Below are 26,304 nucleotides of genomic sequence, written 5' to 3'. Positions count from 1 at the left end.
CGCCGGCCATAGGTTGCCTGCACCGGTCCGTCGGGCGTGATCGCCCGGCCGGATCGGGGCACGTCGGGGTGCCGAGACCGGTCGGCGGACGTCGTGGTGTCCGCCGGTAGGCGTGTGGGTTCGGCCCCCTGAAGCGAAGGGAGGACCGATGGCACAGCCAACCGGCCGGCGCCCGCGGTGGCGCCGGGGCCTGGTGGCCACGGCGGCCGCGGCACTGGCCGCACCGCTGGTGGCCGCCTGCGGGGCGGGCGCGGGCGGGGGAGTCACGATCAGCGTGTACTACCCGCCGGAACAGCACTTCCAGAACGTCGTCGACCAGTGCAACCAGCAGGCCAACGGGGCGTACCACATCCAGTTGCTGACCGCCCCGCGAGCCGCGGACGGCCAGCGCGAGCAGATGGTGCGAAGACTGGCGGCCGGCGACACCAGCCTGGACATTCTCGGCCTCGACGTGACCTGGACGTCGGAGTTCGCCGGGGCGGGCTGGGTCGTGCCGTGGACCGGCGCGTACGAGCAGGAGGCCAAGCAGGACGTGCTGGCCGGCCCGCTGGCCTCGGCCAGCTACAACGGCAAACTGTACGGGGCCACCAAGAACACCAACGTGCAACTGCTGTGGTACCGCGATGATCTGGTGTCCACGCCACCGTCCACTTGGGACGAAATGATCGCGGACGCCCAGCAGCTCAAGCAGCAGGGCAAGACCTACAAGATCGGCTTCACCGGCGACCAGTACGAGGGCCTGGTGGTCGGCTTCAACACGTTGACCGCGTCGGCCGGCGGCAAGCTGGTCTCCGACGACGGCACCAAGGCCGTCGTGGACGACGGCGCGGTGCAGGCGTTGGCGATGCTGAAGAAGTTCGCCACCGCGGGCGTCACCGACGCCGGCCTGTCCAGCGCGGAGGAGCAGCAGACCGCGCTGCTGATGGAGAACGGCGACGCGGCCTTCGAGCTGAACTGGCCCTACGTCTACGCCGCCATGCAGCAGGACAAGCCCGACCTGTTCAAGCACTTCAAGTGGACCACCTACCCGAGCGTGGTCCCGGGCCAGCCGGCCAAGGTCACCATCGGCGGCGAGAACCTGGCCGTCAGCGCCTACTCCCTGCACAAGGACGAGGCGTTCAAGGCGGCGCTGTGCCTGCGCAGCCCGCAGATGCAGGACTACTCAGCGGTCAACGACGGCGTGCCGCCGACCATCTCCAGCGTCTACGACGCGCCGGACATGGCCAAGGCGTACCCGATGAAGGACGTGATCAAGGCGGAGTTGGCGACCGCCGCCAGCCGGCCGATCACGCCCGCCTACCAGAACGTCTCGACCATCATGCAGAACCTGCTCTCGCCGCCGTCGGCGATCGACCCGACGGCCACGGCCGGGAAGATGCGGCAGGCGATCCAGGACGCGCTGGACTCCAAGGGGGTGCTCCCGTGAGTCAGACCACCGAGGCGGCGCGGTCCGCCACCACACACCGCGCGAAGACCAAACCCGTGCTCAGTGAGGGAAAGCGGGCCGAGCGCCGGCTGGGCCTGCTGCTGTGCGCGCCGGCGGCGATCGTGATGCTGGCCGTCACCGGCTGGCCGATCATCTACTCGGTCTGGCTGTCGTTGCAGCGCTACGACCTGAGATTCCCGGGCAAGCAGGAGTTCGTCGGGCTGGCCAACTACTTCACCGTGCTGTCCAACGGCTACTGGTGGACCGCCTTCGGCACCACCGCGCTGATCACCGTGATCTCGGTGGTGATCGAGCTGGTGCTGGGCATGGCGCTGGCCCTGATCATGCACCGCACGCTGGTCGGCCGGGGCCTGGTGCGCACGGTTTCCCTTATCCCGTACGGCATCGTCACGGTCGTGGCCGCGTTCAGCTGGAAGTTCGCCTGGACCCCGGACACCGGCTACCTGGCCAAGCTGGTCGGGCCGGACACCGCCGTGCTGACCGAGAAGCTGCCGGCGCTGAGCGCGATCATCCTGGCCGAGGTGTGGAAGACCACGCCGTTCATGGCCCTGCTGCTGATGGCCGGCCTGGCCCTGGTGCCTGACGACCTGCTCAAGGCGGCCTCGATGGACGGGGCCGGGCCGTGGCAGCGGTTCACCAAGGTGATGCTGCCGGTGATGAAGCCGGCCATTCTGGTGGCGTTGCTGTTCCGCACCCTGGACGCGTTCCGCATCTTCGACAACATCTTCATCCTCACCGGGGGTTCGCAGAGCACCGGCTCGGTGTCCATGCAGACCTACGACAACCTGATCCGCGGCCTGAACCTGGGCATCGGGTCGACCATGTCGGTGCTGATCTTCCTCGCGGTGGCGGTCATCGCCTTCGTGTTCATCAAGGTGTTCGGCACCGCCGCGCCCGGCTCCGACTCGGGGAGGCGATGATGGCCGTCATCACGACCGGCAAGCGCGTCCAGTGGACGCTGATCGACATCGTGGTGGTGGTCTACGCGCTGGTTCCGGTGCTGTGGACGCTGTCGCTGTCGTTCAAGTCCAAGGCCACCATCGGCGACGGCTCGTTCATCCCGCAGCAGTGGTCGTTCCAGAGCTACCTGGACATCTTCCAGACCAACGAGTTCCTGCTGGCCCTGGTCAACTCCATCGGCATCTCGCTGATCGCCACCGCGATCGCCGTGGTGCTGGGCACGATGGCCGCCTACGCCATCGCCCGGCTGGACTTCCCCGGCAAGTCGCTGCTGGTCGGCTTCTCCTTGCTGGTGGCCATGTTCCCGCAGGTGTCGCTGGTCTCGCCGCTGTTCTCCATCGAGCGGTCGCTGAACCTGTTCGACACCTGGCCGGGCCTGATCCTGCCCTACATCACCTTCGCGCTGCCGCTGGCCATCTACACCCTGTCCGCGTTCTTCCGGGAGATCCCGTGGGAGCTGGAGAAGGCGGCCAAGATGGACGGCGCGACGCCGGCCCAGGCGTTCCGCCGGGTGATCGCGCCGCTGGCCGCGCCGGGGGTGTTCACCACCGCCATCCTGGTGTTCATCTTCTGCTGGAACGACTTCCTGTTCGCCATCTCGCTGACGGCGACCACCCGTTCCCGCACCGTGCCGGCGGCGCTGCAGTTCTTCACCGGCGCGTCCCAGTTCGAGGACCCGACCGGGCAGATCTGCGCGGCGGCGGTGGTGATCACGATTCCGATCGTGGTGTTCGTGCTGTTCTTCCAGCGCCGCATCGTCGCGGGGCTGACCTCCGGCGCCGTGAAGGGGTGAGGCCGCGATGGCCGAGATAGTTCTGGACAAGGTGACCAAGCGGTACCCGGACGGCGCGCTCGCGGTGTCCGAAGTGGATATCGAGATCGCCGACGGCGAGTTCATCATCCTGGTCGGGCCGTCGGGCTGCGGCAAGTCCACCACGCTCAACATGATCGCCGGCCTGGAGGACATCACCGGCGGCGAGCTGCGCATCGGCGGTCAGCGGATGAACGAGAAGGCGCCCAAGGACCGGGACATCGCCATGGTGTTCCAGTCCTACGCCCTGTACCCGCACATGACCGTGCGGGAGAACATGGCCTTCCCACTGCGACTGGCCAAGGTGGACAACGCCACGGTCAAGGCCAAGGTGGAGGAGGCGGCGCAGATCCTCGACCTGACCCAGCACCTGGACCGCAAGCCGGCCAACCTGTCCGGCGGCCAGCGCCAGCGGGTGGCCATGGGGCGGGCGATCGTGCGCAGCCCCAAGGCGTTCCTGATGGACGAGCCACTGTCCAATCTGGACGCCAAGCTGCGCGGGCAGATGCGGACCTCGGTGTCGCGGCTGCAGAAGCAGCTGGGCACCACCACCGTGTACGTCACCCACGACCAGACCGAGGCGATGACCCTGGGCGACCGGGTGGTGGTGCTGCGCGGCGGCCTGGTGCAGCAGATCGGCGCGCCGCAGTTCCTCTACGACCACCCGGCCAACCTGTTCGTGGCCGGCTTCATCGGCGCGCCGTCGATGAACTTCCTGCCGGCCACGCTGGCCGACGGGGCGCTGGCCACGCCGCTGGGCAAGGTCGCGCTGACCGACCGGGTCCGGCGGGCGGCCGAGGCGGCCAACGCGCCGCGCGAGGTGATCATGGGCGTGCGGCCGGAGCACTTCGAGGACGCCGCCCTGGTTGACCCGGCGGCGCTGGCCCGGGGCGCGGTGTTCGACGCGCAGATCGAGGTGCTGGAGTCGATGGGCTCGGAGAAGTACGCGTACTTCTCGGTCGAGGGCGGCGAGGCGCAGGCCAGCGACCTGGCCGACCTGGCCGCCGACGCCGGTTCCGCCGGCGTGCCGGACAGCGGCGGCCAGGTGGTCACCCGCCTGTCCGCGGCGTCGGCCGTCGCTGAGGGCCAGCCGGCCAAGTTCTGGTTCGACACCGACAAGGTCCAGCTCTTCGACCCCTCATCCGGAGCAAACCTCACCTACTCGGAGGACTAACCACTGTCATGAAGGGCCCCATCCTCACGTTCAACGTCAGGATGGGGCCCTTCATGACGATGGGGTGTCACTCGATGAGAGGAGTCGTCGGGACCGGTTGGCCGCTGATTTCCGGTGTGTCCCGGTGTCACCATCGGAACCGGGGTGATCCACATGACGATCGGCGACCGGGCCCGGCTGACGGACTGGCAGCTCACGGTGGAGGCCCGGGCCCGACGGACCCGGGCCGACCTGGCCGAGCTGGCCGACGGCGCGGGCCTGGAACGGGAGCGGCGGTCGGCGTCGGACTCGCTGGACGTGGTGGACCGGGTGCTGGAGCTGCGGGAGTCGTGGTGGCGGCTGCCGGCGTCGTGGTGGTCGGGCTGGCACATCGAGCGGGCCTGGCGGGCGCTGCACGAGGCCGAGGTGTGCACGGCGGCCGGGCTGCCGGACCTCGCCGGCCGGATGCCGGGCCTGCGCCAGCGGGTCGCGGGCTACCTGCCGGAGGAGGACCTGCGCCGGCAGGCGTTGGAAGCGCTGCAACCGGGACGGCCGGCCGGGCCGACCGACCGGGCCATCGTGGTCGACGCGCTGAGGGCGGCCTTCGACGCGTCCGACGACGCCCACGCGGCGGCCCGGGCCCTGCGCAACAAGATGGTCGCCGCGGCGCTGCTGCTGTTCGTGGTCAACACCGCGCTGGGGCTACTGGGCATACTGCGGCCGGAGTACCTGCCGATGTGCGCGCACATGCCGGAGAGCACCTCCGTGGTGGCGTGTGCGGCCGGCGGCAAGGGACCCGGCCCGTTGGACGTCTGGATGGTGCAGCTGCTGGGGGCGTTCGGGGCGACGGTCGCCACGGTGGTGCTGCTGACCCGGCGGCGGCCCAGCCTCTCGCCGTACGTCCTGGTCGGCTACCAGGCGCTGATCAAGGTGCTGCTCGGCTCGGCGCTGGCGGTGGTCGGCGTGCTGGCGCTGAGCGCGCACGTGGCCGAGGGGCTGACCTGCGTCACCTCGCAGGCGGCGCTGCTGCTGTGGTCGGCGCTGCTCGGCTACTCGCAGCAGGTGGGCACACGGCTGCTGGACAACTACGCGGACCGGGTGATGAACCACGTCCGTCCGCTACCGGACGTCTCGCGCTGACCGAAGGGCAGCGATCACCTCGTCGTCCCAGCGGTGGGTGCGCATGAGCCGGTAGCGCTCGCCCGCCACCCGCAGGTACGTCTCCGTCTCGGTGCGGCCGTCGAGCAGGTCGGCGGCCTTGAGCATGGCCACCACCGGCAGGTATTCCTCGGTGTACCAGCGGCGGGCGATCGACGGCCGGTCGAGGAATTCGCCGGAGTCCTGCATCAGACGGAATCCCCAGGCCTCGACGTGTTCGCCGAGCCGGGCGTAATCGAGTGGATCGGTGACCAGAACGGCCGCGCGGGCCTCGCCGGCGAGGGGGACCCGGTCCAGGAACAGTCGGCGGTGGTCCTTGAGAATCAGATCGCCGCGATAGCGAATTCCGGCGGCCGACAATCGGGTCCGCACTTCCGTCACGTACGCCTCGATGACGTCCAGGCCGAGCGCGTGGGCCACCGAGACCCGGTGATGTCCGTCCTGCACGAAATGCAGGTCGCCGATCCGGTAGACCTCGATCGGCGGCACCGACTCGCCGCGCCGCTGGGCCAGGGCCAGCCGCTCCCACCGCTCCCGCACCCGGGCCGAGGTCGGCCGGAACCGGCGGTCGAAGTCGCGGGTGCGGTCCACGCTGCCGACGATGGAGTCCAACCGGATCACCCGCGGCCCGATCCGCCGCTCGCCCTGATATCCCAGCGCCGCCACGACTTCGTCGTACGGCAGCATGATGTTGACGTCGTCGGGCTCGCGCCGCAGCCACGCCGCCAGCCGGGACAGCACCTGCCCGCGGCGGGCCCGCAGGAAGTCGTTCTCCGCGTCGGCACGGGGAAATCCGGTGTCACGGGCCATCGGGAGTCACCTCGAACAGCTTGTAGCCGACCACGTTGACCACACGGGTGTCGCCGAGCCGGCGGTCCGGCGTGGGCGCGCCGTGCGGGTGGATGTGCCCGTGCAGCAGCAATTTCGGCCGCAGCCGGCGCACGGTGTCGTGCAGGCAGGCGAAGCCGCGGTGCGGCGGGTCGTCGGGGAGGTCGCCGCAGCCGGCCGGTGGCGAATGGGTCAGCAGCACGTCCACGCCCCGACCGTCGCGCAGCCGCCGCCAGCCGGCCAGCCGGGCCATCCGCCGGGCCCGCCGCGCCTGCTGCCGCTCGGTCCACTGGTTGGGGCCGCGGTTGTAGCGGATGGAGCCGCCGAGGCCGGCGATGCGCAGTCCGGCGACGTCGACCACGCCGGCGTCCACGTTCACTGCGCCGGCCGGCCCCGGCCAGTCCGCCGGCATGCCGGCCCGCGTCCACAGCCCACGCACGTTGGTGTAGCCGGCCAGGTCGGCGTCGTGGTTGCCGGGCACGAACACGCACGGCCGGTCCAGCGCGCTGGTCAGGTACTCCAGGTAGTCGAACGGCAGGTCGCCCGCGCCCACCACGAGGTCGACGTCGAGCCGGCGGACCCGGTCGGTCCACAGCTGCTCGACCACCTCATCGGAGACCGCGAGCACTTTCGCCATGACCGGAAGCGTACGAGCGGATAGCGTGCACGGTGTGCTGGCGAAGCTCTTCCGCGACATCTCGGCCTCGTGTCTGCCGGGCAGCCCCCTGACCCACGCCGTGATCAGCGCCGCGGCCGACGATCTCGACGCGGGCGGTGTCACCAGCCGCGCGATGGCCGGCTCGGAACGGGACCGGCCGGGCACGGTGCCAGGGCTACGCTTCGCCGCTGCCCTGCACCATCTCGTGCTCGACGGCCGCGCCCCGGCGCTGGCCAAGCACTATCCGAGCGTGGGCGGCGAGCCGAACCTGGACACGCTGTGGCCGGATGCCGAGGCGACCGTGCGGGAGCACGAGGCCGAGGTGCGACAGCTGGTGCGGGCCAATGCCGTGCAGACCAACGAGGTCGGCCGCAGCGGGCCGCTCTACGGCGGTCTGCTGGTGGCCTCCGAGCGGGTCGGCGGTCTGCCGGTGCGGCTGCTGGAGGTCGGTGCCAGCGGCGGCCTGAACCTGCGTCCGCACAAGGTGGCCTACCGGCTGGCCGACGGCATTGTGCTCGGCGATCCGGACAGTGAGCTGCAACTGGACCCGGAGTGGACGGGTTTGCCCCCGGCGGATCTGAGCCGGCCGCTGGCCCTGCACAGCCGGGCCGGCTGCGACGTGGACCCGGTCGACGTGACGACCACGGCCGGGCAGCTGCACCTGTCCTCGTTCGTCTGGGCCGACATGGTGGCTCGGATGGAACGGCTGCGGGCCGCCATGCGGCTGGCCGTCGCCGACCCGATCCAGGTGGAACGCGCGGGCGGCGCGGACTGGCTGGAGCGGCAGCTGGCCGAGCTACCCGACGGGGTGCTGACCGTGGTGTGGCACTCGGTGATGTGGCAGTACGCGTCCCCAAACGAACGCGAGCGCGGGCGCGCCGCCCTGGCCGAGGCGGCGGCCCGCGCCACCGGGAACGCCCCGCTTGCGCTCCTCGTGTACGAGCCGCGACGAGCCCGCCGCCACTTCGAGCTGCTGCTCAAGCTGTGGCCGGCGGGCCTGTCCCTGCGGCTCGGCCAGGGCATGGGGCACGGCTTGCCGTTCACCTGGGAGGAACAGCCCTGGGGCTGATCACTGCCCGGCCAGCGTGACGTCGCCGGCGGTCACCTTGCCGGCCGCGCTCGAAACGTCGCCGAAGCGCTGCCAGGTGCCGTTGCTGAACCGGATCGTGTGAAACAGTCCGCCGTCCATTGTGGACGCCACGAGTTGCAGCACGCCGCGCGAGTTCGTCACGGCGATCTGCTGGACCGCCGGGATGTCGCCGGCCACGCCCTCGACGTAGCCGAACTGGTCCCAGCTACCGTTGGCGTGGCGGACGGCGTGCCACACCTCGTACCGGCTTCCGTTGTGCGCCACCGCGGCCACCTGGAGGTCGACGCCGACCTGGGCCACCGCCACCTGGGTCGCGGTGCCGCCGTTGAACGGCACCCAGGTGGGCTGCGACCAGGTGCCGTCGGCGGCCCGCTCGTAGTCGCCGATCTGGGTGCCGTCCGAAGTGGACACGATGACCCGGAGCACGCCTCCGTTGACGGTGACCGAGAAGCTGCCGATCGGGCCGGTGGGCAGGGTTTCCCACGCCGACCAGGTGCCGTCGGCCTGCTGGATCGAGAGCGACAGGACGTCGTGCAGCTTGCGCACCAACGCGATGTGGCCGTTCAGGTTGGCCACGGCCTGCGCGTCGTCGATCCACCCGTCGCCGGCCGGCAGGGTGCCCTGGGTCCAGTTGCCGGCCGCGTCCCGGACCAGGTGGTCGTAGGTGTAGGCCGGCGGCATGTTCTGGTAGATCTTGGCCGTGAAGACGTGTTCGACGCCGTTGATCATCACCGACGAGAGCTGGCCGCCGTACTCGTAGTTCTGCAGCGTGCCCCACGGCTGCCAGGTGCCGTTGGCGTAGCGGATGGTGTGGTTGAGGAAGAGCCCGTACTGGGTGGCCGTGAGCAGTTGCACGTCCCCGACTGCCTGCGGCGCGGCCTGAGCCGGAGTCGTTCCGCCGGCCAGCAGCGCGCCGACCGCCAGCGGGACCAGGACCGCGCGCATCACTGGCTCGCCACCGTGATCAGGCCGGCGTTGGTCTCCCCGGCGACCTGGCCGACGTCGCCGAAGCGCTGCCACGTGCCGTCGGCGTGGCGGATGGTGTGGAACATGTGGTCGCCGCCGTCGGGATTGCCGTTGGTGATCACCAGCTGGAGCTCGCCGGCGACCTCGGCCGCGGCCACGTCCACCGGCTGCTCGACGAAGCCGGCCACGCCGGCCAGATCGCCGAAGTTGTCCCAGTTCCCGTTGCTGTGCTGGATGGTGTGGTACATCCGCCACACGTCGGACAGCACCACGTGCAGGTCGTCGCCGATCTGCACGGCGGTGATCCGCAGCGCCCCGCCGGGAGCGCCGATCGGGCTGGTGAAGGGCACTGTGGTCGGCGTGCCCCACGTGCCGTTGGCGCGGTCCATCTCCACGAAGCCGCTGCCGTCGCCCTTGAGCGCCACCAACCTCGCGGTGCTGCCCTTGCTGGTCAGGGCCACGTCGCGGAACTGGCCGGTCAGCGGGACGTCCTGCCAGGGCGACCAGGTCGCGCCGTCGTAGGTGGCCAGCTGGAACTTGGCGTCCTGTAAGCGAACCAGGGTCAGCGTGTGGTTCACGTTGGCCACGGCGAGCTCGTCGCCGGCGTGCGCTCCGCCGCCCGGCGCAGTGGCGTTGAGCCAGCTGCCGTCGGCCTGCCGAACCAGGAAGCCCGTTGTCGGCGTGTGCGTGGAACCGGCCAGATAGTCGAACACCACGTCGTTGTTGCCGTTGACGATGGCCGAGTCGAGCGCGTAGGTGCCGTAGAAGTCGTTGTAGCCACTCAGCCAGCCGAACTTGGTCCAGTTGCCGGCGCTGTCACGGATGGCGTGCGCCATCCCGGCCTGGACGCCGACCCCGATGACCTGGAGCTGGCTGGTCGCCGCCGGCGCGGCCTGCGCCGACGGCACGGCGCCGGCCGTGACGGTCACGGCCAGCGCCAGCGGTATCAGCGTGCGAACGAAACCCGACATGACGTGTTCCCCTCCCGGACTGATGCGTCTGAGGAGAACACGCCATGCCGTGGCCGCAGGTTGCCTCAGAAGGTGTAACCGGCGATGGTGACCTGGCCGGCGGTCACGTTGCCGGCCACCGACTCCACGTCACCGGCGGGCTGCCAGTTGCCGTTGGCGTCGCGGATGGTGTGGAACAGCTGGCCGTTGGTGCTGGAGAAGGTCAGGTGCATCTGGCCGTAGGACGTGGTCATCGACAGGTCCTGGACCGCGTAGTAGTTGTTCAGCACGTTCTGGACCGACCGGAAGTGGTCCCAGCTGCCGGTGCCGCTGTGCAGGATGCTGTGGTAGACGCCGACGTTGAAGTTGTAGTACGTCTCGACCAGCCCGACCTGCACGCCGTTGTAGTCGGCCTCCACCGCGACCTTGGTGGCGGTGTAGTCCGAGTAGTCGTTGACGGTCGTGGACCGCGGGGCGCTCCACGAGCCGTCGGAGTACTGGTCGTACTCGGTGACCGACTTGCCGTCCGCGGACAGCTCGACCACGCTCAGCGTGCCGCCGTAGCTCGCGGCGGCGGCGCTGCGCACCTGGCCGTTGGCGGGCACGTCCGTCCACGGCGACCACGTGCCGTCGGTCCCCTGGGTGGACTCCTTCACCGCGCCGTCCTTCTGCTGCAGCAGAACGATCTTGCCGTTGACGGTGGTGGCCGACAGATCGTCGACCGTCGCCCCCGCGGCCTGCGCCGGTGTGCTGGCGGCCCAGTTCCAGGTGCCGTCCGCGTGCCGGATGAAGTGGGCCAGCAGCGGCCCCTTCGGGCTGGTGTACTGGAAGAACACGTTCTCCTCGCCGGAAACCAGCGTGGAGGTCAGGCCGGTGACGCCGGCGTAGCCGTCGATCCGGCCGAACTGCTGCCAGCTGCCGTCGCTGTGCCGAATGGTGTGCACGAGGCTGGCATTGCCGTCGGTGGTCAGCAGCTGCACGTCGCCCTGGTCGGCGGCGTTGGGCTTGAGCGGCCCCGCTTGCGCGGCGCCGGCGAACGTCAGTGCGGCGGTGGCCGCGAGTGCGATCCCGGCGACCGCACGCATCTTGGTGGTGAACACTTTCCGATCCCTCCCCTGTCCGGATGTGGACGTCCTCATCACGCCCGCCGGGCCGAAATGGTTGCCCGGCGGGCGAAAACTCGTTTGCGATCAGTTCTTGCCGTTGCCGGTCAACACAAGCGCGCCGACGGTCAGTAGCCGGTGATGGTCACCGGGCCCAGGGCCGCCTCGCCGCCCGCGACCTGCTGCACCGAGCCCGCGTCCTGCCACGTGCCGTCGGCGTGCCGGATCGTGTGGTATGTGTCCCCGGTCGTCGTGGTGTAGGCCAGCTGCGTCTCGCCGTTGCCCAGGGTCGCCACCATCGACAGCTGGGACGGCCGCCCCCAGACCAACGCCCGCAGTCCGGCGAAGGCGGACCAGGCGCCGGACTTGTCCATGGTGGCGAAGGCGATCGAGGGAATCGCGTTCGAGTCGGTGGTCGAGTTGACCACCGCGCCCACCTGGAGCGTGTCACCGACCTGGACCGCCGCCAGCTGGGTTGCGATGTTGCCCTCGCCCACGTCGACCTGAGTCCTGGTGACCGGGGACCAGCCGGTGGCGGTACGGTCGATGACGCTGACGGTGAGGCCGTCCCCGGACAGGCCTACCACCCGCAGCGCGCCGTCGTGGTCGACGGCGGCGATCGAGCGCAGGTGCGTGCCCAGGGGCACGGTGCTGAAGCCCGACCACTGGTCGTCCGGTCCGAGCGTGGCCACCTGGGGGCCGTCCGGGGTCAGCGAGACCACGTTGAGCTGGTCGTCCACCGCCACCGCGGCGATCGGCTCCGGGCTCACCGGCAGCTGCGGCATCGAGGCGTGGAAGTCCCAGTTCCCGTTGTCGTGGCGGATCAGCCGGGCGGCCTGGATGTTCGGGTTGTTCGACGGACCGGTGTGGTACTCGACGACGACGTTGTCCTCGCCGTGCAGCGAGGTCGACGTGAGGTAGTCGACGTGCCCGTAGCCCGGGATGAGGCCCACGCGCTGCCAACTGCCGTCCGGGTGCCGGATGGTGTGTTGCAGGTCGCCCCACGTGTCCGTGGTGACCAGCTGCGTGTCCCCCTGGACGGTCGGCGGCACGGCCTGCGCGGCCGGGCTGAGGCCCAGCGCCGCCGCGCTGGCCAGCGCGAGCGGCACCAACACAGTAATTCCCTTGTGCTTCATGGCTTTCTCTCTCCCCCTTGGTAGGCCAGCACAGCCTGGCATGGAGGAGACGACGCCCGGAAGACTCCGGTTGCCTGCTTCCCGGATCTTCTTTTTCCCGCCGGTCCGGCGGGAAAACGTTGGCCGGTAAGGGAAAACGGTCAGTTCTGGCGGGCGATGATCAGGGTCACGGTGGCCAGCCACAGCAGCACGGCGGTCATCACCCAGAACAGCGGGTTGCTCAGGATCTTGGACATGGTCGGACTCCGGTCGCTCGATGGGGTGAGGGTCACAGCCAGCGGTTGCGGCGGAGTATTCGGTAGAGCAGCAGGCAGACGAGAATGATGACGCCGAGCGCCAGCGGATAGCCGAAGCGCCAGTGCAGCTCGGGCATGTCCTCGAAGTTCATGCCGTAGATGCCGGCGATCATGGTCGGGATGGAGATGATCGCGGCCCACGCGGTGATCTTGCGCATGTCGGTGTTCTGCTGGAGCGTGATCTTGGCCAGGGCCGCGTCGATGAGCGTGCTGAGCAGCTCGTCGAAGCTGGCGATGTGCTCGGACACCGTGGTCAGGTGGTCCTCGACGTCCCGGAAGTAGGAGCGCACGTCCTCGGGCACCAGGGTGATGTAGCCCTCGGACAGCCGGCGCAGCGGCGCCGCCAGCGGCGTCACCGCGCGGCGCAGCTCCAGGACTTCCCGCTTCATCAGGTAGATCTGCTCGGAGTCGACGCTGGTGCGGGGCGCGAAGACCTGCACCTCCATCTCGTCGATGTCGTCCTCGATGGCCTCGGTGACGGCGAGATAGGAGTCCACGGCCATGTCCGCGATGGCGTGCAGCACCGCGGCCGGACCCATGGCCAGCCGCTCCGGGTCGTCCTCCAGCCGCCGGCGCAGCGTGCCCACGCCGGCGTGCTTGCCGTGCCGCACCGTGACGACGAAGTCCTTGCCCAGGAACACCATCAGCTCGCCGGTCTCGACGATCTCGTTGGCGGTGCTGGGGGATTCGTGCTCGATGTAGTGCACGGTCTTGAGCACCATGAACAGCGTGTCGTCGTAGCGCTCCAGCTTGGGCCGCTGGTGCGCCTGCACCGCGTCCTCCACGGCCAGCTCGTGCAGGCCGAAGGTCTCGGCGACGCCCTGGATCTGCTCCTCGTCCGGCTCGTACAGGCCGATCCAGACGAAGCCCTCGTGGCGCTTGCGCACCTCGCGCACCGCGTCGGTGTGGGTCCAGCGCCCGGGCAGGCGCTTGCCGTCGATGTACACGCCGCAGTCCACGACATAGGCGGACAGGGGCACCGGGATGGGCGGCGCGACCCGCCCGTTGGTGCGGGCGGACCGACCGCGCAGACCGCTGAACGAGGGCAGGCTGGGCATACGGCCTCCAGGGTGGGACGGTTCGAACAGGGCGAACGCGTCCGGGCCGGGGCCAGGCTGTTACACGAACGAGTGAACCTGGTCGGCGGGGACGCGGTACCTACTACTGGCACTGGACATCTGGCGTCCCTCACCTCCTAAGGTCGACGGGTGGAGCGGTGGATTCGCTCACACACCGTTGCAGAGACTACTCCTCGCGGGGCCACACTGTCGTCCCCGGCCACCGAGGTCCGGGCCACATCCTGGAGGTGGACGTGCAGTTCGGGCGTTACTACGAGGAGTTCGAGGTCGGCGCGGTCTACAAGCACTGGCCGGGCAAAACGGTCACCGAGTACGACGACCACCTGTTCTGCCTGCTGACCATGAACCACCACCCGCTGCACATGGACGCCCACTACGCCGCCGAGACCACCGACTTCGGCAAGAACGTGGTGGTGGGCAACTACATCTACTCGCTGCTGCTGGGCATGTCGGTGCCGGACATCTCGGGCAAGGCCATCGCCAACCTGGAGGTGGAGTCGCTGCGGCACATCGCGCCGACCTTCCACGGCGACACCATCTACGGCGAGTCCGAGGTGCTGGACAAGACTCCGTCGAAGTCCAAGGACGACCGCGGCATCGTGTATGTGGAGACCCGCGGCTACAAGCAGGACGGGACGGTGGTGTGCGTGTACCGGCGCAAGGTGATGGTGCCCAAGCGCTCCTACGGGGACAGCCGCGGCGGCGAGCAGCCCGGTCGTCCCGAGCCGAAGCTGTAAGCCGTGAGCGTGGCACGGGCCGCGGCCAGGCTGCGGGAGTTCGCCGAGCGCGACGCCGCGGCGTCGCCGCTCTACCAGCTGCTGGCCGGCCGGGCGGCCAACGACGCCGAGGTCGCGGCCCTGCTCGGCGACCGCGACCCGCGGCTGCTGCTGGCCGCGGCGCACCGGCTGGTGCAGGCCGAGCCCATCCACCCGCTGTCGGCCTACTACGCCACCCTCGGCGGCGCGTCCGGCCCGGACGAGGGCACCTGGCCGATGTGGCGGCAGTTCGTGCTGGAGCGGGCCGACCGGGTCCGGGAGCTGGTGTCGACCCGGTCGCTGCGCACCGACGACGTGCGCAAGGCGGCCCTGGTGTACCCGGCGGTGGCGCTGGCGGCTAAGCAGGCCCGCGGCCCGGTCGCGCTGCTGACCGTCGGCTCGTGCGCCGGCTTCCTGCTGCTCATGGACAAGTTCGGCTACCGCTACCAGACCGGAGCCGCCGGGCAGTTCGCCGCCGGCCCGACCAAGACGCCGCTGGGCCTGCACTGCGTGCTCGGCGGCGACCCGCCGCCGCTGCCCAAGAAGCTCGCCGTCAAGGCCCGGGTCGGCCTGGACGCCGCGCCGGTGGACGCCGACGACCCGGACGAGTTCGCCTGGCTGGAGGCCTGCGTGTGGGCCGACCAGCCGGAGCGGGTGCGCTGGCTGGGCGTGGCCGCCACGATGCTGGCCAAGGAGGGCCCCGAGCTGGTCGCCGGCGATCCGGTGGACGGGCTGGCCGACGCGGCCGGGCGGCTGCCGGCCGAGCTGCCGCTGGTCGTGGTGGACAGCGGGCTGCGGCCGGGGGAGCGGGCCGGCGAGTACGTGGCGGCGCTGGGGCGGCTGGCCGCCGGGCGGCCGCTGTGGTGGGTCAGCGACGAGCCGTACGACTCGGCCCTGCACGTGCTGATGCCCGGCCGCGATGATCTTCCGGGTGAACCGGGGGAGGGCGTGCTGGGATTGGTCCGATGGTTGGACGGGCATCCCCAGGCTCAGGCGCTGGCCCGCACCGGCCGGCACGGGCAGCGGCTGGAGTGGTTGCCTCCCACCGGGTGACACACGCGCCGTGGCGGCGGTAGCGGCGTTGGTGCTTTCGGGCACTTCTTGGTGGGACACCACACCCTTGCCCAGTTGATCAAGAAGTGATCAGCTGGGGAGGACGTTCCACGAGGTCAGGGCGTCCGCGAGGCCGTCGGTGAGCAGGTTGAGGCGTTCGAGTGTGGCGAAGGTCTCGGCATCCACCCAGGCCGCGTCGGCGGCGTCGTCGCCGGCCCGCAGCGTGCCGCCTATTGCCTGGCAGGAGTAGTCATGGATATCAAAAACGCCCACCGGGGACGGACGGGACACCGATCCGATCAGGTGACCGACGATGACTCTGAGTCCGGTTTCCTCCAGTAGCTCGCGCGCCACCGCCCGCTCGTCCGACTCGCCCTGCTCCACTCGGCCGCCCGGAATCGACCAGAGTCCCTGACCTGGCGGTTTTCCGCGCTTGACGAGCAGGATCCGGCCGCGCGAGTCGTGTGCGATCCCGCCCACGCAGCGAGTACGCTGGCTTTCGTCCGAGACCATGAACACGGAGCGTAGCGACTTTCCGCTCCGTGCGCCCCGCGCTGACCCGTGCGCAGTACAAACCTCCCGAAGCGAACCTCGGTGCGGTACAACCTTGTGCAGCGAGGGTGTGAAGGCTGCTTTAAGTACTTGGACGGGGTTGGTCGCCGTGAACCTGAAGAAGATCCTCATCTGGGCCGGCGTTGCGTTGGTGCTCTTCTTCTTGGTGAGCTCACCGATGCAGGCCGCGGGCTTGGTGCACAATGTCCTTGGCTCGCTTCGCACCGGTGCCGAGGCGCTGATCAGTTTCGTGCAGAACCTGTTCTAAGCACCTGGCGGGGAGGGGAACGCGTTCGTGTTCGCACCCAGGGATCCAGACGAGTACCTGCTCGGGACCGAGCGCAGGGTCATCCGGGTGCGTCGGCACTGGGCCACGCTGCTCTGGGACATCTTCGAGGCGGCGGCGCTGCTGACCATCGCGGTGCTGATCTCGCACCTGCTGCCGCTGGACGCGGCGGTCGTGCAGAACATCCTGTGGTACGCGGCGCTGCTGGTGCTGCTGCGGTTCGCCTACTTCGTCATTGAGTGGTGGGTGGAGCGCATCGTCGTCACCGACAAGCGCTTCATGATCACCAGTGGCGTGTTCGTGACCAAGGTGGCCATGATGCCGGTCACCAAGGTCACCGACCTCACCTACGAGCGCAGCCTCGGCGGCCGCATGTGGGGCTACGGAACCCTGATCGTGGAGTCGGCCGGCCAGATCCAGGCGCTCAACAAGATCGACTACCTGCCGCGGCCGGAAGAGGTCTACGACGCCATCTCCGAGCTGGTCTTCGGGGACAAGAAGGCGCAGGCCGAGCGCTTCTCGATGATCAAGGCCCAACGAGCCGCCCGCGGCAAGAAGATGGTGCCGTAACCGCTCCCCAACACTGAAGGCCCCGGCCGAACTCCGGTCGGGGCTCTTTCGTGCCCCGGCGAGTCCCGCTCTCCAGCAACCGAGTGTCGAGTTCCGCCACCTCGGCGAGTCCCGCTCTCCGACACACCGAATGCCGGTTTCGGGTCGCCGGTGTACGTCCTGACCGCCGGATATTTCGTGGTTGCCGGGCCTCTGAGGCAAGCTGAGACCGTGCCCATCGACCTGCATGCCCACACTGCCTGCTCCGACGGAACCGACTCTCCCGCTGAGCTGATGGCGGCCGCCGCGGCGGCCGGCCTCGACGTCGTGGCCATCACCGACCACGACACCTCGGCCGGCTGGGCGGAGGCGTCGGCGGCGGTGCCGGCGGGCATGCGGCTGATCCCGGGCGCGGAGCTGTCCTGCGAGTCCCCGGACGGCCTCGGCGGCACCTGCACCGTGCACCTGCTGGCCTACCTGTTCGATCCGGAGTCGCCGGCGCTGAAGGCCGAGCAGAGCCGGCTGCGGGCGGAGCGCCGGCTGCGGCTGCGGCGGATGGCCGAGCGGATGGCCGCCGACGGCTTCCCGGTGGACCCCGACGACGTGATGGACCGGCTGCCGGCCGACTCGCCCGGCGGCCGGCCACACCTGGCCCAGGCGCTGATGCGGGGCGGCGCCGTGCGGTCCGTGGACGAGGCGTTCGCCAAGTACCTGGGCACCGGCAGCAGCTACCACGTGCCGCGTACGGACACCCCGGTCGGGACGGCGATCGACATGATCGCCGACGCCGGCGGCGTGACGGTGCTGGCCCACCCGTTCGCCCGTCGCCGGGGCCCGATCGTGACCGCCTCGGTGATCGCCGATCTGGCCGACCGGGGCCTGTCCGGGGTGGAGGTCGACCACCCCGACCACGACGAGCCGACCCGGCAGCAGTTGCGGGCCCTGGCCGCCGATCTGTCGCTGCTGGTCACCGGGTCCAGCGACTACCACGGCACCAACAAGACCGTGCGGCTCGGCCAGGAGACGACCGCCCCGGAGATGCTGGACGCGCTGGTCGACAAGGCCAGCGGCGCGCCGGTGGTCGTCGGGTGATCTTCAACCTGGGCCTCTACCTGACCGCCACCATCACGCTGACCGTGATCATGGACCCGCCGGGCAACATCCCGGTGTTCCTGAGCCTGGTCGGCCGGCGCAGCCGGGAGGCCCGCAACAAGGCGGCCCGGCAGGGCGTGCTGGTGTCGCTGGCGGTGATCTCGCTGTTCGCCATCGGCGGCGAGGCCATCCTGTCCTACCTCGGCATCGGCATCCCGGCCCTGCAGGGTGCGGGCGGGTTGCTGCTGTTGCTGATCGCGCTGGACCTGTTGACCGGCAAGGGCGCCACCGAGCCCGAGGCCGTCGAGGACGTCAACATCGCGCTGGTCCCGCTGGGCACGCCGCTGCTGGCCGGCCCGGGCGCGATCGCGGCGACCATCGTGTTCGTGCGGCAGGCCGACGGGCAGGCCGCCAGCTACCTGGCCCTCGCGGCGGCCATCCTGACCGTGCACCTGATCAACTACCTGGTGCTGCGCTACTCCAGCCTGCTCATCCGCCTGATCAAGGACAGCGGCATCGTGCTGGTCGCCAAGATCGCCGGTCTGCTGCTGGCGGCCATCGCCGTGCAGCTGGTGGCCGACTCGGTGAAGGGGTTCATCTCGGGCGCGGCCTGACCGCTACGGTGGGTCGGTGCCAGATCAGCTCGGACTGTTCGAGAGCATGCCGCCCAAACTGGTGCGCGTCACGCCCGCCAAGCTCGCCACCTGGACGGACTGCCGACGCCGCTACCGGATGGCCTACCTGGACCGGCCCACCCCGCCGCGGGCCGGCGGCTGGGCCCACAACACGCTGGGCGCGGTGGTGCACAACGCCCTGCGGGCCTTCTTCGACCTGCCCGTGGTACGGCGAACACCCGAGCAGGCCGCGGCCATGGTCACCCGCAACTGGAAGGGCGACGGCTTCCGCGACATCGACCAGCAGGCCGAATACCGGGACCGGGCAAGGCAATGGGTGTCGCAGTACGTCGAGGACACCGACGTCAGCGCCGACCCGATCGGCCTGGAGCGCTGGGTTTCCGCGCCGGCCGGGCGAATCATCGCCGAGGGCCGGGTCGACCGGATTGACGTCCGGGAAGGCGAACTGGTCATCGTCGACTACAAGACCGGCCGGCACGCGCTGACCACCGACGACGCCCGCGGCTCACAAGCCCTTGCCCTGTATGCGATCGCGGCCCGTCGCACGCTGCGCAAGCAGTGCCACCGGGTCGAGCTTCACCATCTGCCGACGCGGTCGGTGGCAGCATGGGAGCACACCGACGACTCGCTCGCCCGGCACGTCGCCCGCGCCGAGGAGAGCGCCGACGAACTCACGGTGGCCGGCGACACGTTGGCCGCGGGCGGCGATCCCGACATCCTGTTCCCGCCGGCGCCCGGCCGGCAGTGCTCCTGGTGCGACTTCCGGCGCAGCTGCCCGGAGGGCTCGGCGGTCGCCGAGGACCTTGAGCCATGGTCGATGCTCGCGCCGTAGGAGGTGACGTGACCAAGACGATGACCGAGCCCGAGCCCCGGACGACACCTCGCCGCAGCGTGCTGCGCGGCGCCAGCGGCGCGGTCGCCGCGTGTGTGGTGATCCTGCTGCTGGCCGTGCTGGCGTCGCAAATCTTCTTCCAGTTACAGGGATATCCCGGCCTCGGCTGGCCGGCCGTCGCCGGGCACGCGGTGGCCGCCGTGATCGCCGTGCTGCTGCAACGCGCCGCCGACCGCCGCGCCGGCGTCGTGTCCGCCCTGGCCTGCCTGGCCGTCCTGCTCGACGCCGCCGCGACGCTGTGGCTGTTCTGGTGGTCCTGATACCCCGGTTTTGACGTTCGGAAGGGGGCATTCCTGGCGTTCAACGCCAGGAATGCCCCCTTCACAGCGTTGACTTGGGGTCAGAGCGCGTCGGCGAGCCAGGCGCGCCAGGTGGGCAGCAGGGTGCCGAGCAGGCCGTCCGGGTTCTCCGTGTTGGGGGAGTGCTTGGCCCCGGTGACCACGGCGAAGTCGGCGTCGAGGCGGTCGGCCATGTCCCGCTGCGAGGCCACCGACCACGCGTCGTCCTGCTCACCGCAGATCACCAGCGCCGACGCGCCGCCGGTGCGCAGCGCGGCGGCCAGCTTGGTCACCAGGTCTGGCTCGTAGCGCAGGCCGTCGGCCATGCCGAGCAGCCCGGCGGCGGTGGAGCGCAGGAAACGCTTGCGCTTGAACTCCTTCAGCTCGACCGGCACCTCGGCCCAGCCCGGATCCTCCGCGGCCCGCGACTCCAGCACCTGGTGCGCGGCCTCCACCCCGTGCTCGCGCAATACGGCCTCGCCGGTGTCCAGAGCGCTGCGGCGGTCGCCCGGCGGCAGCTCCGCCGGCCCCGAGTCCATCAGCGTCAGGCCGGTGACCGGGGCATGGGCCAGCACGGCGGCCCGCACCACCAACCCGCCGTAGGAGTGGCCGAGCAGCAGCACCCGGCGGCCGTCGGCGGCGATCTTGGCGACCAGGTCGGCCAGCACCGTGCCCAGCGCCGCCGGCCGGTAGGCCGCCTCCTGGTCCGGCCCCGGCGACTCGTACTGGCCGGGCAGGTCGATGGCCAGCACCTCGACGCCGGCGTCGGCGATCGGGTCGACCAGCGGCGCGAAGTCCTCCTTGGAGCCGGTGTAGCCGGGCACCAGCAGCGCCGTCGCGCCCAGATCCGTACCGGCGGCGGGGGCCCGCAGCGCGGCGATCGAACCGTAGCGGCCGGGCAGGTCAACCCGGCCGGCGCGATTGGGGGTCAGCGGGGACGGCGGCACGGCGGTCATGACTCGAAGTCTGCCGCACGCTGCACGTAGCGTGTAGTACCGGATCAGCGCATCGCGACGAGAGTGTCGCCACGCTGCTCGAAGAGCACGTCGCCGAGCGTGGTCAGCCGCACCTGCCCCTGGTAGCCCTTGCGGTCCACCTTCACGTCCGGGCCGCGCACCCCAGTGGCCGGGTCCAACACGGCCAGCCCACCCGGCACCGGAATCAGCAGTTTGTCCGCGTACACCGTGCCCGGGCCGAACGCGCCGTCCACCGTCCACATCGGCTCCAGTGTGGACCCGGACAGCGCCACGGTCTTGGTGCCCGTGAACCAGGTGACGACCCGTGCCCCGATGCTGTTGGTGGTGGTCCAGCTGTTCGGCTCGCAGTCGGTGGCCGGCTGCGGCTGCTGGATGCAGGTGAACATGACGGTCGGCTGGACCATCGTGTTGGGCGTGGCCGACAGGTCGACGCCGTTCAGCGGCACGGTCTCCACCTGGGAGCCGGTGTTGTTCCAGATCACCAGCCGGCTCGGGTTGGGCAGCGCCACCGCCTCACGCTGGTCGGTGAGCGCCACGATACGGCCGCCGTCGCCCGGCACCTGCACGCTGAACAGCACGTTCGGCTTCTCGGCGTCGCTCTCGGTGCCGCCCGGCCGCAGCACGGTGAACCGGTTGAACTGCTCGTCGGGGCAGCGCTCCAGCACGCCCAGCAGGTTCGGGCCGGCCAGCTCCGAGCTGTACACGCAGTTCAGCCGCGGCTGCTTGTCGTGGTTCACCTGCGCGGTCACGGTGCCGTACTGCTGGGTCTGCACCAGGTCGGACCGCCAGGTGTCGACCAGCTTGCTGCCGCTGGTGGAGACGAATGTGCCGTCGGACATCAGCTGGGTGTTCAGCTCGGCGTCGCCGTTGCGCTGCGCGCCGCGCTTGCCGGTGACCGCGTCCAGTTCGGTGACTTCGCTGCAGTTGTGCGTCTTGCGGTAGACGGCCATCGCCTTGCCCCAGGCCGCGGACACCGTGCACAGGTCGAGGTTGGTGCGGTCGTAGCTCCACCGGACCGCGCCGGTCACCGGGTCGTGCCCGGTCACGGTGTGCTTGTCGCCGGTGACCGCGGTCGGGCCGACCACCACCGGGTCGGGCGTGGACCCGCTCAGCGCCTGCCACAGCTGCTTGAACTCGGCCGGCACGGCGCCTGGCTTCGGCGGCACGGTGACGTTGGTCGAGCCGGTCTCCGACACCGTCGCGGCCGCGTCGGAGCTGCGCCACCACAGGGTGGCACCGCCGGCGACGAGCAGCACGATCAGCACGACCACGGCGTAGTCGCGCTTGCGCCGGAACCGCGTGCGCGGGCCCGCGGGCGCCGGTGGCGGGACGTGCTCGGCGGACTCGTCGAGCACGTCTTCCTCGACCTCGGCGGCCACGGGGGCGCTCTCCTCGGGGCTCTCCACGGGCCCTAGTCTGCCGAACGCTCCGTGTCGCCCGTGTTGGCCTGCTCGCCGGCGGCCACGTCGGCGCCCGAACGACGGCGGCGGCGCACCCGGCGCGGCCGGTCCGACTTGGCCGCGTCGTCGGTGCTGGCCTGCGGCTCGTCGGCCGGCGCGGCCTCGCCCTGCACCACACCGCCGCGGCTGCGGGTACGCGCGCGCTTGCGGCGCGGCTTGGTCTCGGCGGTCTCCTCGCCGTCAGCCGCGGCCTGGCCCTGGCCGGCCGGGCGGGACGCGCCACCGCGGCCGGCGCGGCGGCGGTTGCGGGTCTTCTTGCCGCCGGACAGGTCCTCCTCGACCTCGGCCGACAGCCCGGCCCGGGTGCGCTGGCTCAGCGGCAGCCGGCCGGTCGCGTCCTCGGGCACGTCGAGGTCGGTGAACAGGTGCGCGGAGGTCGAGTAGGTCTCCACCGGCTCCGGGATGTTCAGGCCCAGCGCGTCCGAGATGGACTTCCAGCGCGGCTCCTCGTCCCAGTCGACCAGGGTGACGGCCACGCCCTCGCGGCCGGCCCGGCCGGTGCGGCCGATCCGGTGCACGTAGGTCTTCTCGTCCTCGGGGCACTGGTAGTTGATGACGTGCGTCACACCTTCGACGTCGATGCCGCGGGCGGCGACGTCGGTGGCGACCAGCACGTCCACCTTGCCCGAGCGGAACGCCCGCAGCGCCTGCTCGCGCGCGCCCTGGCCCAGGTCGCCGTGCACGGCGGCGGCCGCGAAGCCGCGCTCGGCCAGCTCGTCGGAGATCTTCTGCGCGGTGCGCTTGGTCTTGGTGAAGATCATCGTCAGGCCGCGCTCGCGGGCCTGCAGCGCGCGGGCCAGCAGCTCGCCCTTGTCCAGCGAGTGCGCCCGGTAGACAAACTGCTTGGTGCGCTCGTGCACCGCGCCGGCGTCGTTCTCCTCGGCCCGGATGTGGGTGGGCTGGGTGAGGAAGGTGCGGGCCAGGTTGATGATCGGGCCGGGCATCGTGGCCGAGAACAGCATGGTCTGCCGCTGCTCGGGCACCATGCGCAGGATGCGCTCGATGTCGGGCAGGAAGCCCAGGTCGAGCATCTCGTCGGCCTCGTCCAGCACCAGGTTGCGGACCTTGCCCAGCACCAGGTGGCGCTGCTCGGCCAGGTCCAGCAGCCGGCCGGGCGTGCCGACGACCACGTCGACGCCCTTGCGCAGGGCGGCGATCTGCGGCTCGTACGGGCGGCCGCCGTAGATGGCCTCGACCCGGATGCCCAGGTGCTTGCCGGCGTCGGTGATGTCGTGCGTGACCTGTAGGCACAGCTCGCGGGTCGGCACCACGACCAGCGCCTGCGGCACGCCGTCGGCCGGCGTGACGATGCGCTGGAGCAGCGGCACGCCGAAGCCCAGGGTCTTGCCGGTGCCGGTGCGCGCCTGGCCGATGACGTCGTCACCGGCGAGCGCGATCGGCAGGGTAAGCTCCTGGATTGCGAACGTTCGTTCGATGCCGGCCTCGGCCAGCGCGCGCACGATCTCCTCGCGCACGCCCAGCTCGGCGAAGGTCGGCGCCTCGGTGCGCACGGGCGCGCCGGCGGTGAGCGGATGGGACGTGTCGACCTCGGGCAGGCCGGCCTCGCTGTGCTCCAGCGTCACCGGGTCCAGCCGGGTGTTGTTGCTGACGGTCAGAGTGATCGCCTCTCTCGTACCAGCGCGCACCGGCCTGGCTGGGCCGCTCGACCACGCCCCGGGCGTTGTGTCTCGCCCGGCGGGTCGCGGGAGGGCCGACGAGGTTGTCGTGCGCGCACCCTGTCCACATGGCGGCTCTGTCTCACCGCCGTGCTCGGTCAGCCCGGTCGGCAGTGGGACTCGTGGGGTCATCCCAGGTCGCGCCGCCGCCATTACCAGGCGTCAGGGCGGGAGTCTACCTGCCCGGACGTGGTTTTGGCTCGTCCCGCGGCGGCTACGCTCTGCGGATATGAGCGAGGCGGACGAGGTTCTGGCTGACGGCGTCGCGGATCTGTTGGGGGTGTTGGCCTACGGCGAGCTGTCGGCGTTCGATCGGCTGGCCGAGGACGCCCGCAGCGCGCCGACACTTCCGGGGCGGGCGGCGTTGTCCAGCATGGCGGCCGCGGAGATCGGCCACTACCAGCTGCTGGAGCGGTACCTGGGGGAGCACGGCGTGGCCGTCGCCGACGCGATGCAGCCGTTCGCGGCCGCCTTCGACGCGTTCAACGCGTCCACCGCGCCCCGGTCGTGGCACGAATCACTGGTCAAGGCCTACGTCGGCGACGGCCTGGCCGCCGACTTCTACCGGGAGGTGGCCGGCTGGCTGGACGAGCCGACCCAGAAGCTGGTGCTGGAGGTGCTGGCCGACACCGGGCACTCGGCCTTCGCCGAGCGTGAGGTCAAGGCCGCCTGCGAGGCCGACCGCAAGGTCCGCGACCGGCTCACCCTGTGGGGCCGGCGGCTGCTCGGCGAGGCCCTGACCCAGGCCCAGCACGTCGCCGCCGAGCGGGACGCGCTGGCCGAGCTGATCATCCGCGGCTCCGGCGACCTGGCCGGCATCGGCGCCCTGTTCAAGCGTCTGCAGCAGTCCCACACCAAGCGCATGTCCGCCCTAGGCCTGGGCTGAACCCCCGCGAGTCCCGCTCTCGAGCAGCCATGTGTCGAGTTCCGGAACTCGACATTCAGTTGCCTGAGAGCGGGACTCGCGGGGTGTTCGCCGTGGGCTGATGGGTCGGTGCCGCGGGGGTGTCACCGGCTCTACTAGCCTTGACATCGAGAATTGCACGGATCCGGAGGTCAGCGTGGAGATCAAGATCGGCGTCGTCGAGAGCCCTCGGGAGCTCCTCGTCAACAGCGACCTGTCGCCGGAGGCGGTCGAGGCGCTCGTCGCCGAGGCGCTGGACGGTAAGCAGTCGGTGCTGACGCTGGCCGACGACAAGGGCCGCCGCTTCGTCATCCCGTCGGCGCGGATCTCCTACGTCGAGATCGGCGCGTCCGACGCGCGCAAGGTCGGCTTCGCCTAAGGCGACCGCAGCGAACGGCCCGGTCGGCAACCGCCGACCGGGCCGTTGTCGCGTCCTGGCCCAGGTCTTGTCGGCTCAGTCGTGGGCCGGCACGGCCTCCACCGCGAACGGCGGCCTGGACGTGCCGGTGACCCGGTAGCGCTGCCACGGGTCCGGGTCGGACAGCGTGGCCGTGGCCTCGCCCTCCGGGGTGCGCAGCAGCAGTTCCTTGCGGCCGCCCTCGACCAGGTCGGTCACCGCCTGGTCGGCGTCGAGCCGGCCGTACCAGTGGTAGCGGCCGTCGATCGGCTGGAAGTAGCCGCGAAGCACGGCACGCACCTTGACCTGCTGCTCACCGTCGACCAACACCGCGTCGCCGGTGTAGCCCTCATCCCCGTGCTCGTCGGTCATCGCCCTTGTCTCCCTGTGGTGTGTCGGGCTGCACCAGGCGCAGCGGCGGGCTCGGGTCCAGGCTCAGCGGCATCTGCGGGTCGACGACGATGCCGCCGGAGCGCAGCAGGCCGTCCACCGCGAACCAGATGATCTTGGTGAGGTAGTCGCTCAGGCTCTGCCGGGTCATCGACTGCCGCTCCAGCCACCAGTCGCCGGCGCTCTGCACCATGCCGACGGCCGCGTGCGCCCAGGGCTCGGCGCCGCCGGAGTCCATGTCGAAGGCCCGCAGGTAGTCGCCGAGCAGCCGGGCGAGGGTGTTGGCGATGATCCGCTTGTCCTCGGTGGCGATGTCGGTCTCGACCGGCTTGTCGGTGAACGAGCGCCGGACCACGAAGTGGTAGAGCTCGGGGAACTCCTCGATGGTGGCCAGGTAGGAGTCGACCGCGCGGTAGATCCGCTCGTACGGCGTGCCCTCGTCGACCAGGGCCGGCTTGAGCCGGTTCATCAGCAGGTCGGTGCCCCGCTGGCCGACGGCCAGGTACAGGTCGGACTTGTCGGCGAAGTGCCGGTAGAGCACCGGCTTGGTCACGCCGGCCTCGGCCGCGATCTCGTCCATGCCGACCTCGGGGCCGTGCTTGGTCAGCGCCCGGATGGTGGCGTCCACGAATTCCTCGCGCCTGGCCTCGCGGTGTGCCCGCCACCGCTCGCGGCGTGCGTCCCCGCCGTCCGGAGACCTCTTGACAGCTCGACCCATGTGACCCACGCTACCAGAGTTACCGTTACTTCCGGTAACACTAATCGAACTGGTC

At 70.6% G+C, this 26,304-nt stretch carries 29 protein-coding genes; 16 read left to right on the top strand and 13 right to left on the bottom strand.

The genetic code is table 11. The features are described from left to right. Window positions 1-148 precede the first annotated feature (148 nt). From JJ691_RS34025 to JJ691_RS34005, 5 genes are all read left to right on the top strand, one after another. Complete coding sequence (locus JJ691_RS34025) at window positions 149-1,426, top strand: ABC transporter substrate-binding protein (RefSeq protein WP_211763664.1); 1,278 nt, start codon at window positions 149-151, stop codon at window positions 1,424-1,426. Beyond that, entirely contained in the window at window positions 1,423-2,367 is a 945-nt protein-coding gene (locus JJ691_RS34020) for a carbohydrate ABC transporter permease (RefSeq protein WP_305873780.1), read from the top strand. Before JJ691_RS34025 ends, JJ691_RS34020 begins: the two co-directional genes overlap by 4 nt. Then, window positions 2,364-3,200, top strand: coding sequence for a carbohydrate ABC transporter permease (locus JJ691_RS34015; protein WP_442912495.1), 837 nt, complete (start codon window positions 2,364-2,366; stop codon window positions 3,198-3,200). Before JJ691_RS34020 ends, JJ691_RS34015 begins: the two co-directional genes overlap by 4 nt. Window positions 3,201-3,207: 7 nt before the next feature. Continuing rightward, complete coding sequence (locus tag JJ691_RS34010; protein ID WP_211763662.1) at window positions 3,208-4,392, top strand: ABC transporter ATP-binding protein; 1,185 nt, start codon at window positions 3,208-3,210, stop codon at window positions 4,390-4,392. Window positions 4,393-4,545: 153 nt separating this feature from the next. Continuing rightward, window positions 4,546-5,511, top strand: a complete 966-nt coding sequence (locus JJ691_RS34005; protein ID WP_211763661.1) for a hypothetical protein — start codon at window positions 4,546-4,548, stop codon at window positions 5,509-5,511. Here JJ691_RS34005 and JJ691_RS34000 read toward each other — a convergent pair. Continuing rightward, window positions 5,491-6,339: a chromosome partitioning protein ParB gene (locus tag JJ691_RS34000; protein WP_211763660.1), complete on the bottom strand. Its 849-nt coding sequence runs from the start codon at window positions 6,337-6,339 to the stop codon at window positions 5,491-5,493. The genes JJ691_RS34005 and JJ691_RS34000 overlap by 21 nt on opposite strands. Continuing rightward, window positions 6,329-6,994 carry a metallophosphoesterase family protein gene (locus JJ691_RS33995; protein WP_211763659.1) on the bottom strand — a complete coding sequence of 222 codons (666 nt, stop codon included), beginning with the start codon at window positions 6,992-6,994 and terminating at the stop codon, window positions 6,329-6,331. The genes JJ691_RS34000 and JJ691_RS33995 overlap by 11 nt, the downstream gene beginning before the upstream one ends. Window positions 6,995-7,028: 34 nt before the next feature. On the opposite strand from JJ691_RS33995, the gene JJ691_RS33990 reads away from it, so the two are divergent. Then, the gene (locus JJ691_RS33990) at window positions 7,029-8,084 is read left to right on the top strand and encodes a DUF2332 domain-containing protein (RefSeq protein WP_211763658.1); all 1,056 of its coding nucleotides are present in this window, start codon (window positions 7,029-7,031) and stop codon (window positions 8,082-8,084) included. On the opposite strand, the gene JJ691_RS33985 is transcribed toward JJ691_RS33990, so the two are convergent. From JJ691_RS33985 to corA, 5 genes are all read right to left on the bottom strand, one after another. Beyond that, on the bottom strand, window positions 8,085-9,050 hold the full coding sequence (locus JJ691_RS33985; RefSeq protein WP_211763657.1) for a hypothetical protein: 966 nt from the start codon (window positions 9,048-9,050) through the stop codon (window positions 8,085-8,087). It abuts the gene before it with no gap. Next, window positions 9,050-10,042: a hypothetical protein gene (locus JJ691_RS33980; RefSeq protein ID WP_211763656.1), complete on the bottom strand. Its 993-nt coding sequence runs from the start codon at window positions 10,040-10,042 to the stop codon at window positions 9,050-9,052. Before JJ691_RS33980 ends, JJ691_RS33985 begins: the two co-directional genes overlap by 1 nt. Before the next feature lie 65 nt (window positions 10,043-10,107). Further along, entirely contained in the window at window positions 10,108-11,121 is a 1,014-nt protein-coding gene (locus tag JJ691_RS33975) for a hypothetical protein (protein WP_211763655.1), read from the bottom strand. A gap of 131 nt (window positions 11,122-11,252) precedes the next feature. Continuing rightward, window positions 11,253-12,260 (bottom strand): hypothetical protein, encoded by a 1,008-nt coding sequence (locus tag JJ691_RS33970; RefSeq protein WP_211763654.1) that lies wholly within the window; start codon window positions 12,258-12,260, stop codon window positions 11,253-11,255. Between the two features lie 268 nt (window positions 12,261-12,528). Then, window positions 12,529-13,614, bottom strand: coding sequence for a magnesium/cobalt transporter CorA (corA, locus tag JJ691_RS33965; protein ID WP_211763653.1), 1,086 nt, complete (start codon window positions 13,612-13,614; stop codon window positions 12,529-12,531). A 254-nt stretch (window positions 13,615-13,868) separates the two neighbouring features. Between corA and JJ691_RS33960 the strand changes: the two genes are divergently transcribed. Continuing rightward, window positions 13,869-14,372, top strand: a complete 504-nt coding sequence (locus JJ691_RS33960; protein ID WP_211763652.1) for a MaoC family dehydratase — start codon at window positions 13,869-13,871, stop codon at window positions 14,370-14,372. A gap of 3 nt (window positions 14,373-14,375) precedes the next feature. Then, entirely contained in the window at window positions 14,376-15,443 is a 1,068-nt protein-coding gene (locus tag JJ691_RS33955; RefSeq protein WP_211763651.1) for a DUF2332 domain-containing protein, read from the top strand. A 90-nt stretch (window positions 15,444-15,533) separates the two neighbouring features. On the opposite strand, the gene JJ691_RS33950 is transcribed toward JJ691_RS33955, so the two are convergent. After that, on the bottom strand, window positions 15,534-15,956 hold the full coding sequence (locus JJ691_RS33950) for an NUDIX hydrolase (RefSeq protein ID WP_211763650.1): 423 nt from the start codon (window positions 15,954-15,956) through the stop codon (window positions 15,534-15,536). A 148-nt stretch (window positions 15,957-16,104) separates the two neighbouring features. On the opposite strand from JJ691_RS33950, the gene JJ691_RS33945 reads away from it, so the two are divergent. The 6 genes from JJ691_RS33945 to JJ691_RS33920 all read left to right on the top strand — a co-directional run bounded on the left by JJ691_RS33945 (window position 16,105) and on the right by JJ691_RS33920 (window position 19,709). Beyond that, complete coding sequence (locus JJ691_RS33945; RefSeq protein ID WP_211763649.1) at window positions 16,105-16,263, top strand: hypothetical protein; 159 nt, start codon at window positions 16,105-16,107, stop codon at window positions 16,261-16,263. Between the two features lie 27 nt (window positions 16,264-16,290). Further along, window positions 16,291-16,851 (top strand): PH domain-containing protein, encoded by a 561-nt coding sequence (locus JJ691_RS33940; protein ID WP_211763648.1) that lies wholly within the window; start codon window positions 16,291-16,293, stop codon window positions 16,849-16,851. Window positions 16,852-17,061: 210 nt separating this feature from the next. Further along, window positions 17,062-17,922 carry a PHP domain-containing protein gene (locus JJ691_RS33935; protein WP_211763647.1) on the top strand — a complete coding sequence of 287 codons (861 nt, stop codon included), beginning with the start codon at window positions 17,062-17,064 and terminating at the stop codon, window positions 17,920-17,922. After that, window positions 17,919-18,536 carry a MarC family protein gene (locus JJ691_RS33930; RefSeq protein ID WP_305873774.1) on the top strand — a complete coding sequence of 206 codons (618 nt, stop codon included), beginning with the start codon at window positions 17,919-17,921 and terminating at the stop codon, window positions 18,534-18,536. Before JJ691_RS33935 ends, JJ691_RS33930 begins: the two co-directional genes overlap by 4 nt. Before the next feature lie 16 nt (window positions 18,537-18,552). Next, window positions 18,553-19,389 carry a RecB family exonuclease gene (locus JJ691_RS33925; RefSeq protein WP_442912494.1) on the top strand — a complete coding sequence of 279 codons (837 nt, stop codon included), beginning with the start codon at window positions 18,553-18,555 and terminating at the stop codon, window positions 19,387-19,389. Window positions 19,390-19,397: 8 nt separating this feature from the next. Next, window positions 19,398-19,709, top strand: a complete 312-nt coding sequence (locus tag JJ691_RS33920) for a hypothetical protein (protein ID WP_211763646.1) — start codon at window positions 19,398-19,400, stop codon at window positions 19,707-19,709. An 80-nt stretch (window positions 19,710-19,789) separates the two neighbouring features. Here JJ691_RS33920 and JJ691_RS33915 read toward each other — a convergent pair whose 3' ends face one another. From JJ691_RS33915 to JJ691_RS33905, 3 genes are read right to left on the bottom strand one after another with little or no spacing between them, the layout of a single operon-like run. Beyond that, on the bottom strand, window positions 19,790-20,683 hold the full coding sequence (locus JJ691_RS33915; protein ID WP_211763645.1) for an alpha/beta fold hydrolase: 894 nt from the start codon (window positions 20,681-20,683) through the stop codon (window positions 19,790-19,792). A gap of 44 nt (window positions 20,684-20,727) precedes the next feature. Continuing rightward, a complete protein-coding gene (locus JJ691_RS33910; RefSeq protein ID WP_211763644.1) occupies window positions 20,728-22,110 on the bottom strand; it encodes an Rv3212 family protein in 1,383 nt (460 codons plus the stop codon). Between the two features lie 5 nt (window positions 22,111-22,115). Next, on the bottom strand, window positions 22,116-23,747 hold the full coding sequence (locus JJ691_RS33905) for a DEAD/DEAH box helicase (protein WP_211771870.1): 1,632 nt from the start codon (window positions 23,745-23,747) through the stop codon (window positions 22,116-22,118). A 322-nt stretch (window positions 23,748-24,069) separates the two neighbouring features. On the opposite strand from JJ691_RS33905, the gene JJ691_RS33900 reads away from it, so the two are divergent. Next, entirely contained in the window at window positions 24,070-24,726 is a 657-nt protein-coding gene (locus JJ691_RS33900) for a ferritin-like fold-containing protein (RefSeq protein ID WP_211763643.1), read from the top strand. 175 nt (window positions 24,727-24,901) lie between these two features. Further along, window positions 24,902-25,123, top strand: a complete 222-nt coding sequence (locus JJ691_RS33895) for a DUF3107 domain-containing protein (protein WP_211763642.1) — start codon at window positions 24,902-24,904, stop codon at window positions 25,121-25,123. Between the two features lie 75 nt (window positions 25,124-25,198). Here the strand turns inward: JJ691_RS33895 and JJ691_RS33890 are convergent, their stop codons facing one another. Both JJ691_RS33890 and JJ691_RS33885 read right to left on the bottom strand, forming a co-directional pair. Continuing rightward, a complete protein-coding gene (locus JJ691_RS33890) occupies window positions 25,199-25,513 on the bottom strand; it encodes a DUF4873 domain-containing protein (RefSeq protein ID WP_211763641.1) in 315 nt (104 codons plus the stop codon). Then, the gene (locus JJ691_RS33885; protein ID WP_211763640.1) at window positions 25,491-26,249 is read right to left on the bottom strand and encodes a TetR/AcrR family transcriptional regulator; all 759 of its coding nucleotides are present in this window, start codon (window positions 26,247-26,249) and stop codon (window positions 25,491-25,493) included. The genes JJ691_RS33890 and JJ691_RS33885 overlap by 23 nt, the downstream gene beginning before the upstream one ends. Between the last annotated feature and the right edge of the window lie 55 nt (window positions 26,250-26,304).

This window comes from Kutzneria sp. CA-103260, from assembly GCF_018263855.1.
Lineage (GTDB): Bacteria > Actinomycetota > Actinomycetes > Mycobacteriales > Pseudonocardiaceae > Kutzneria.
Note: the sequence above shows the minus strand (reverse complement) of the source record. Positions and strands in the feature narration are given on the sequence as shown.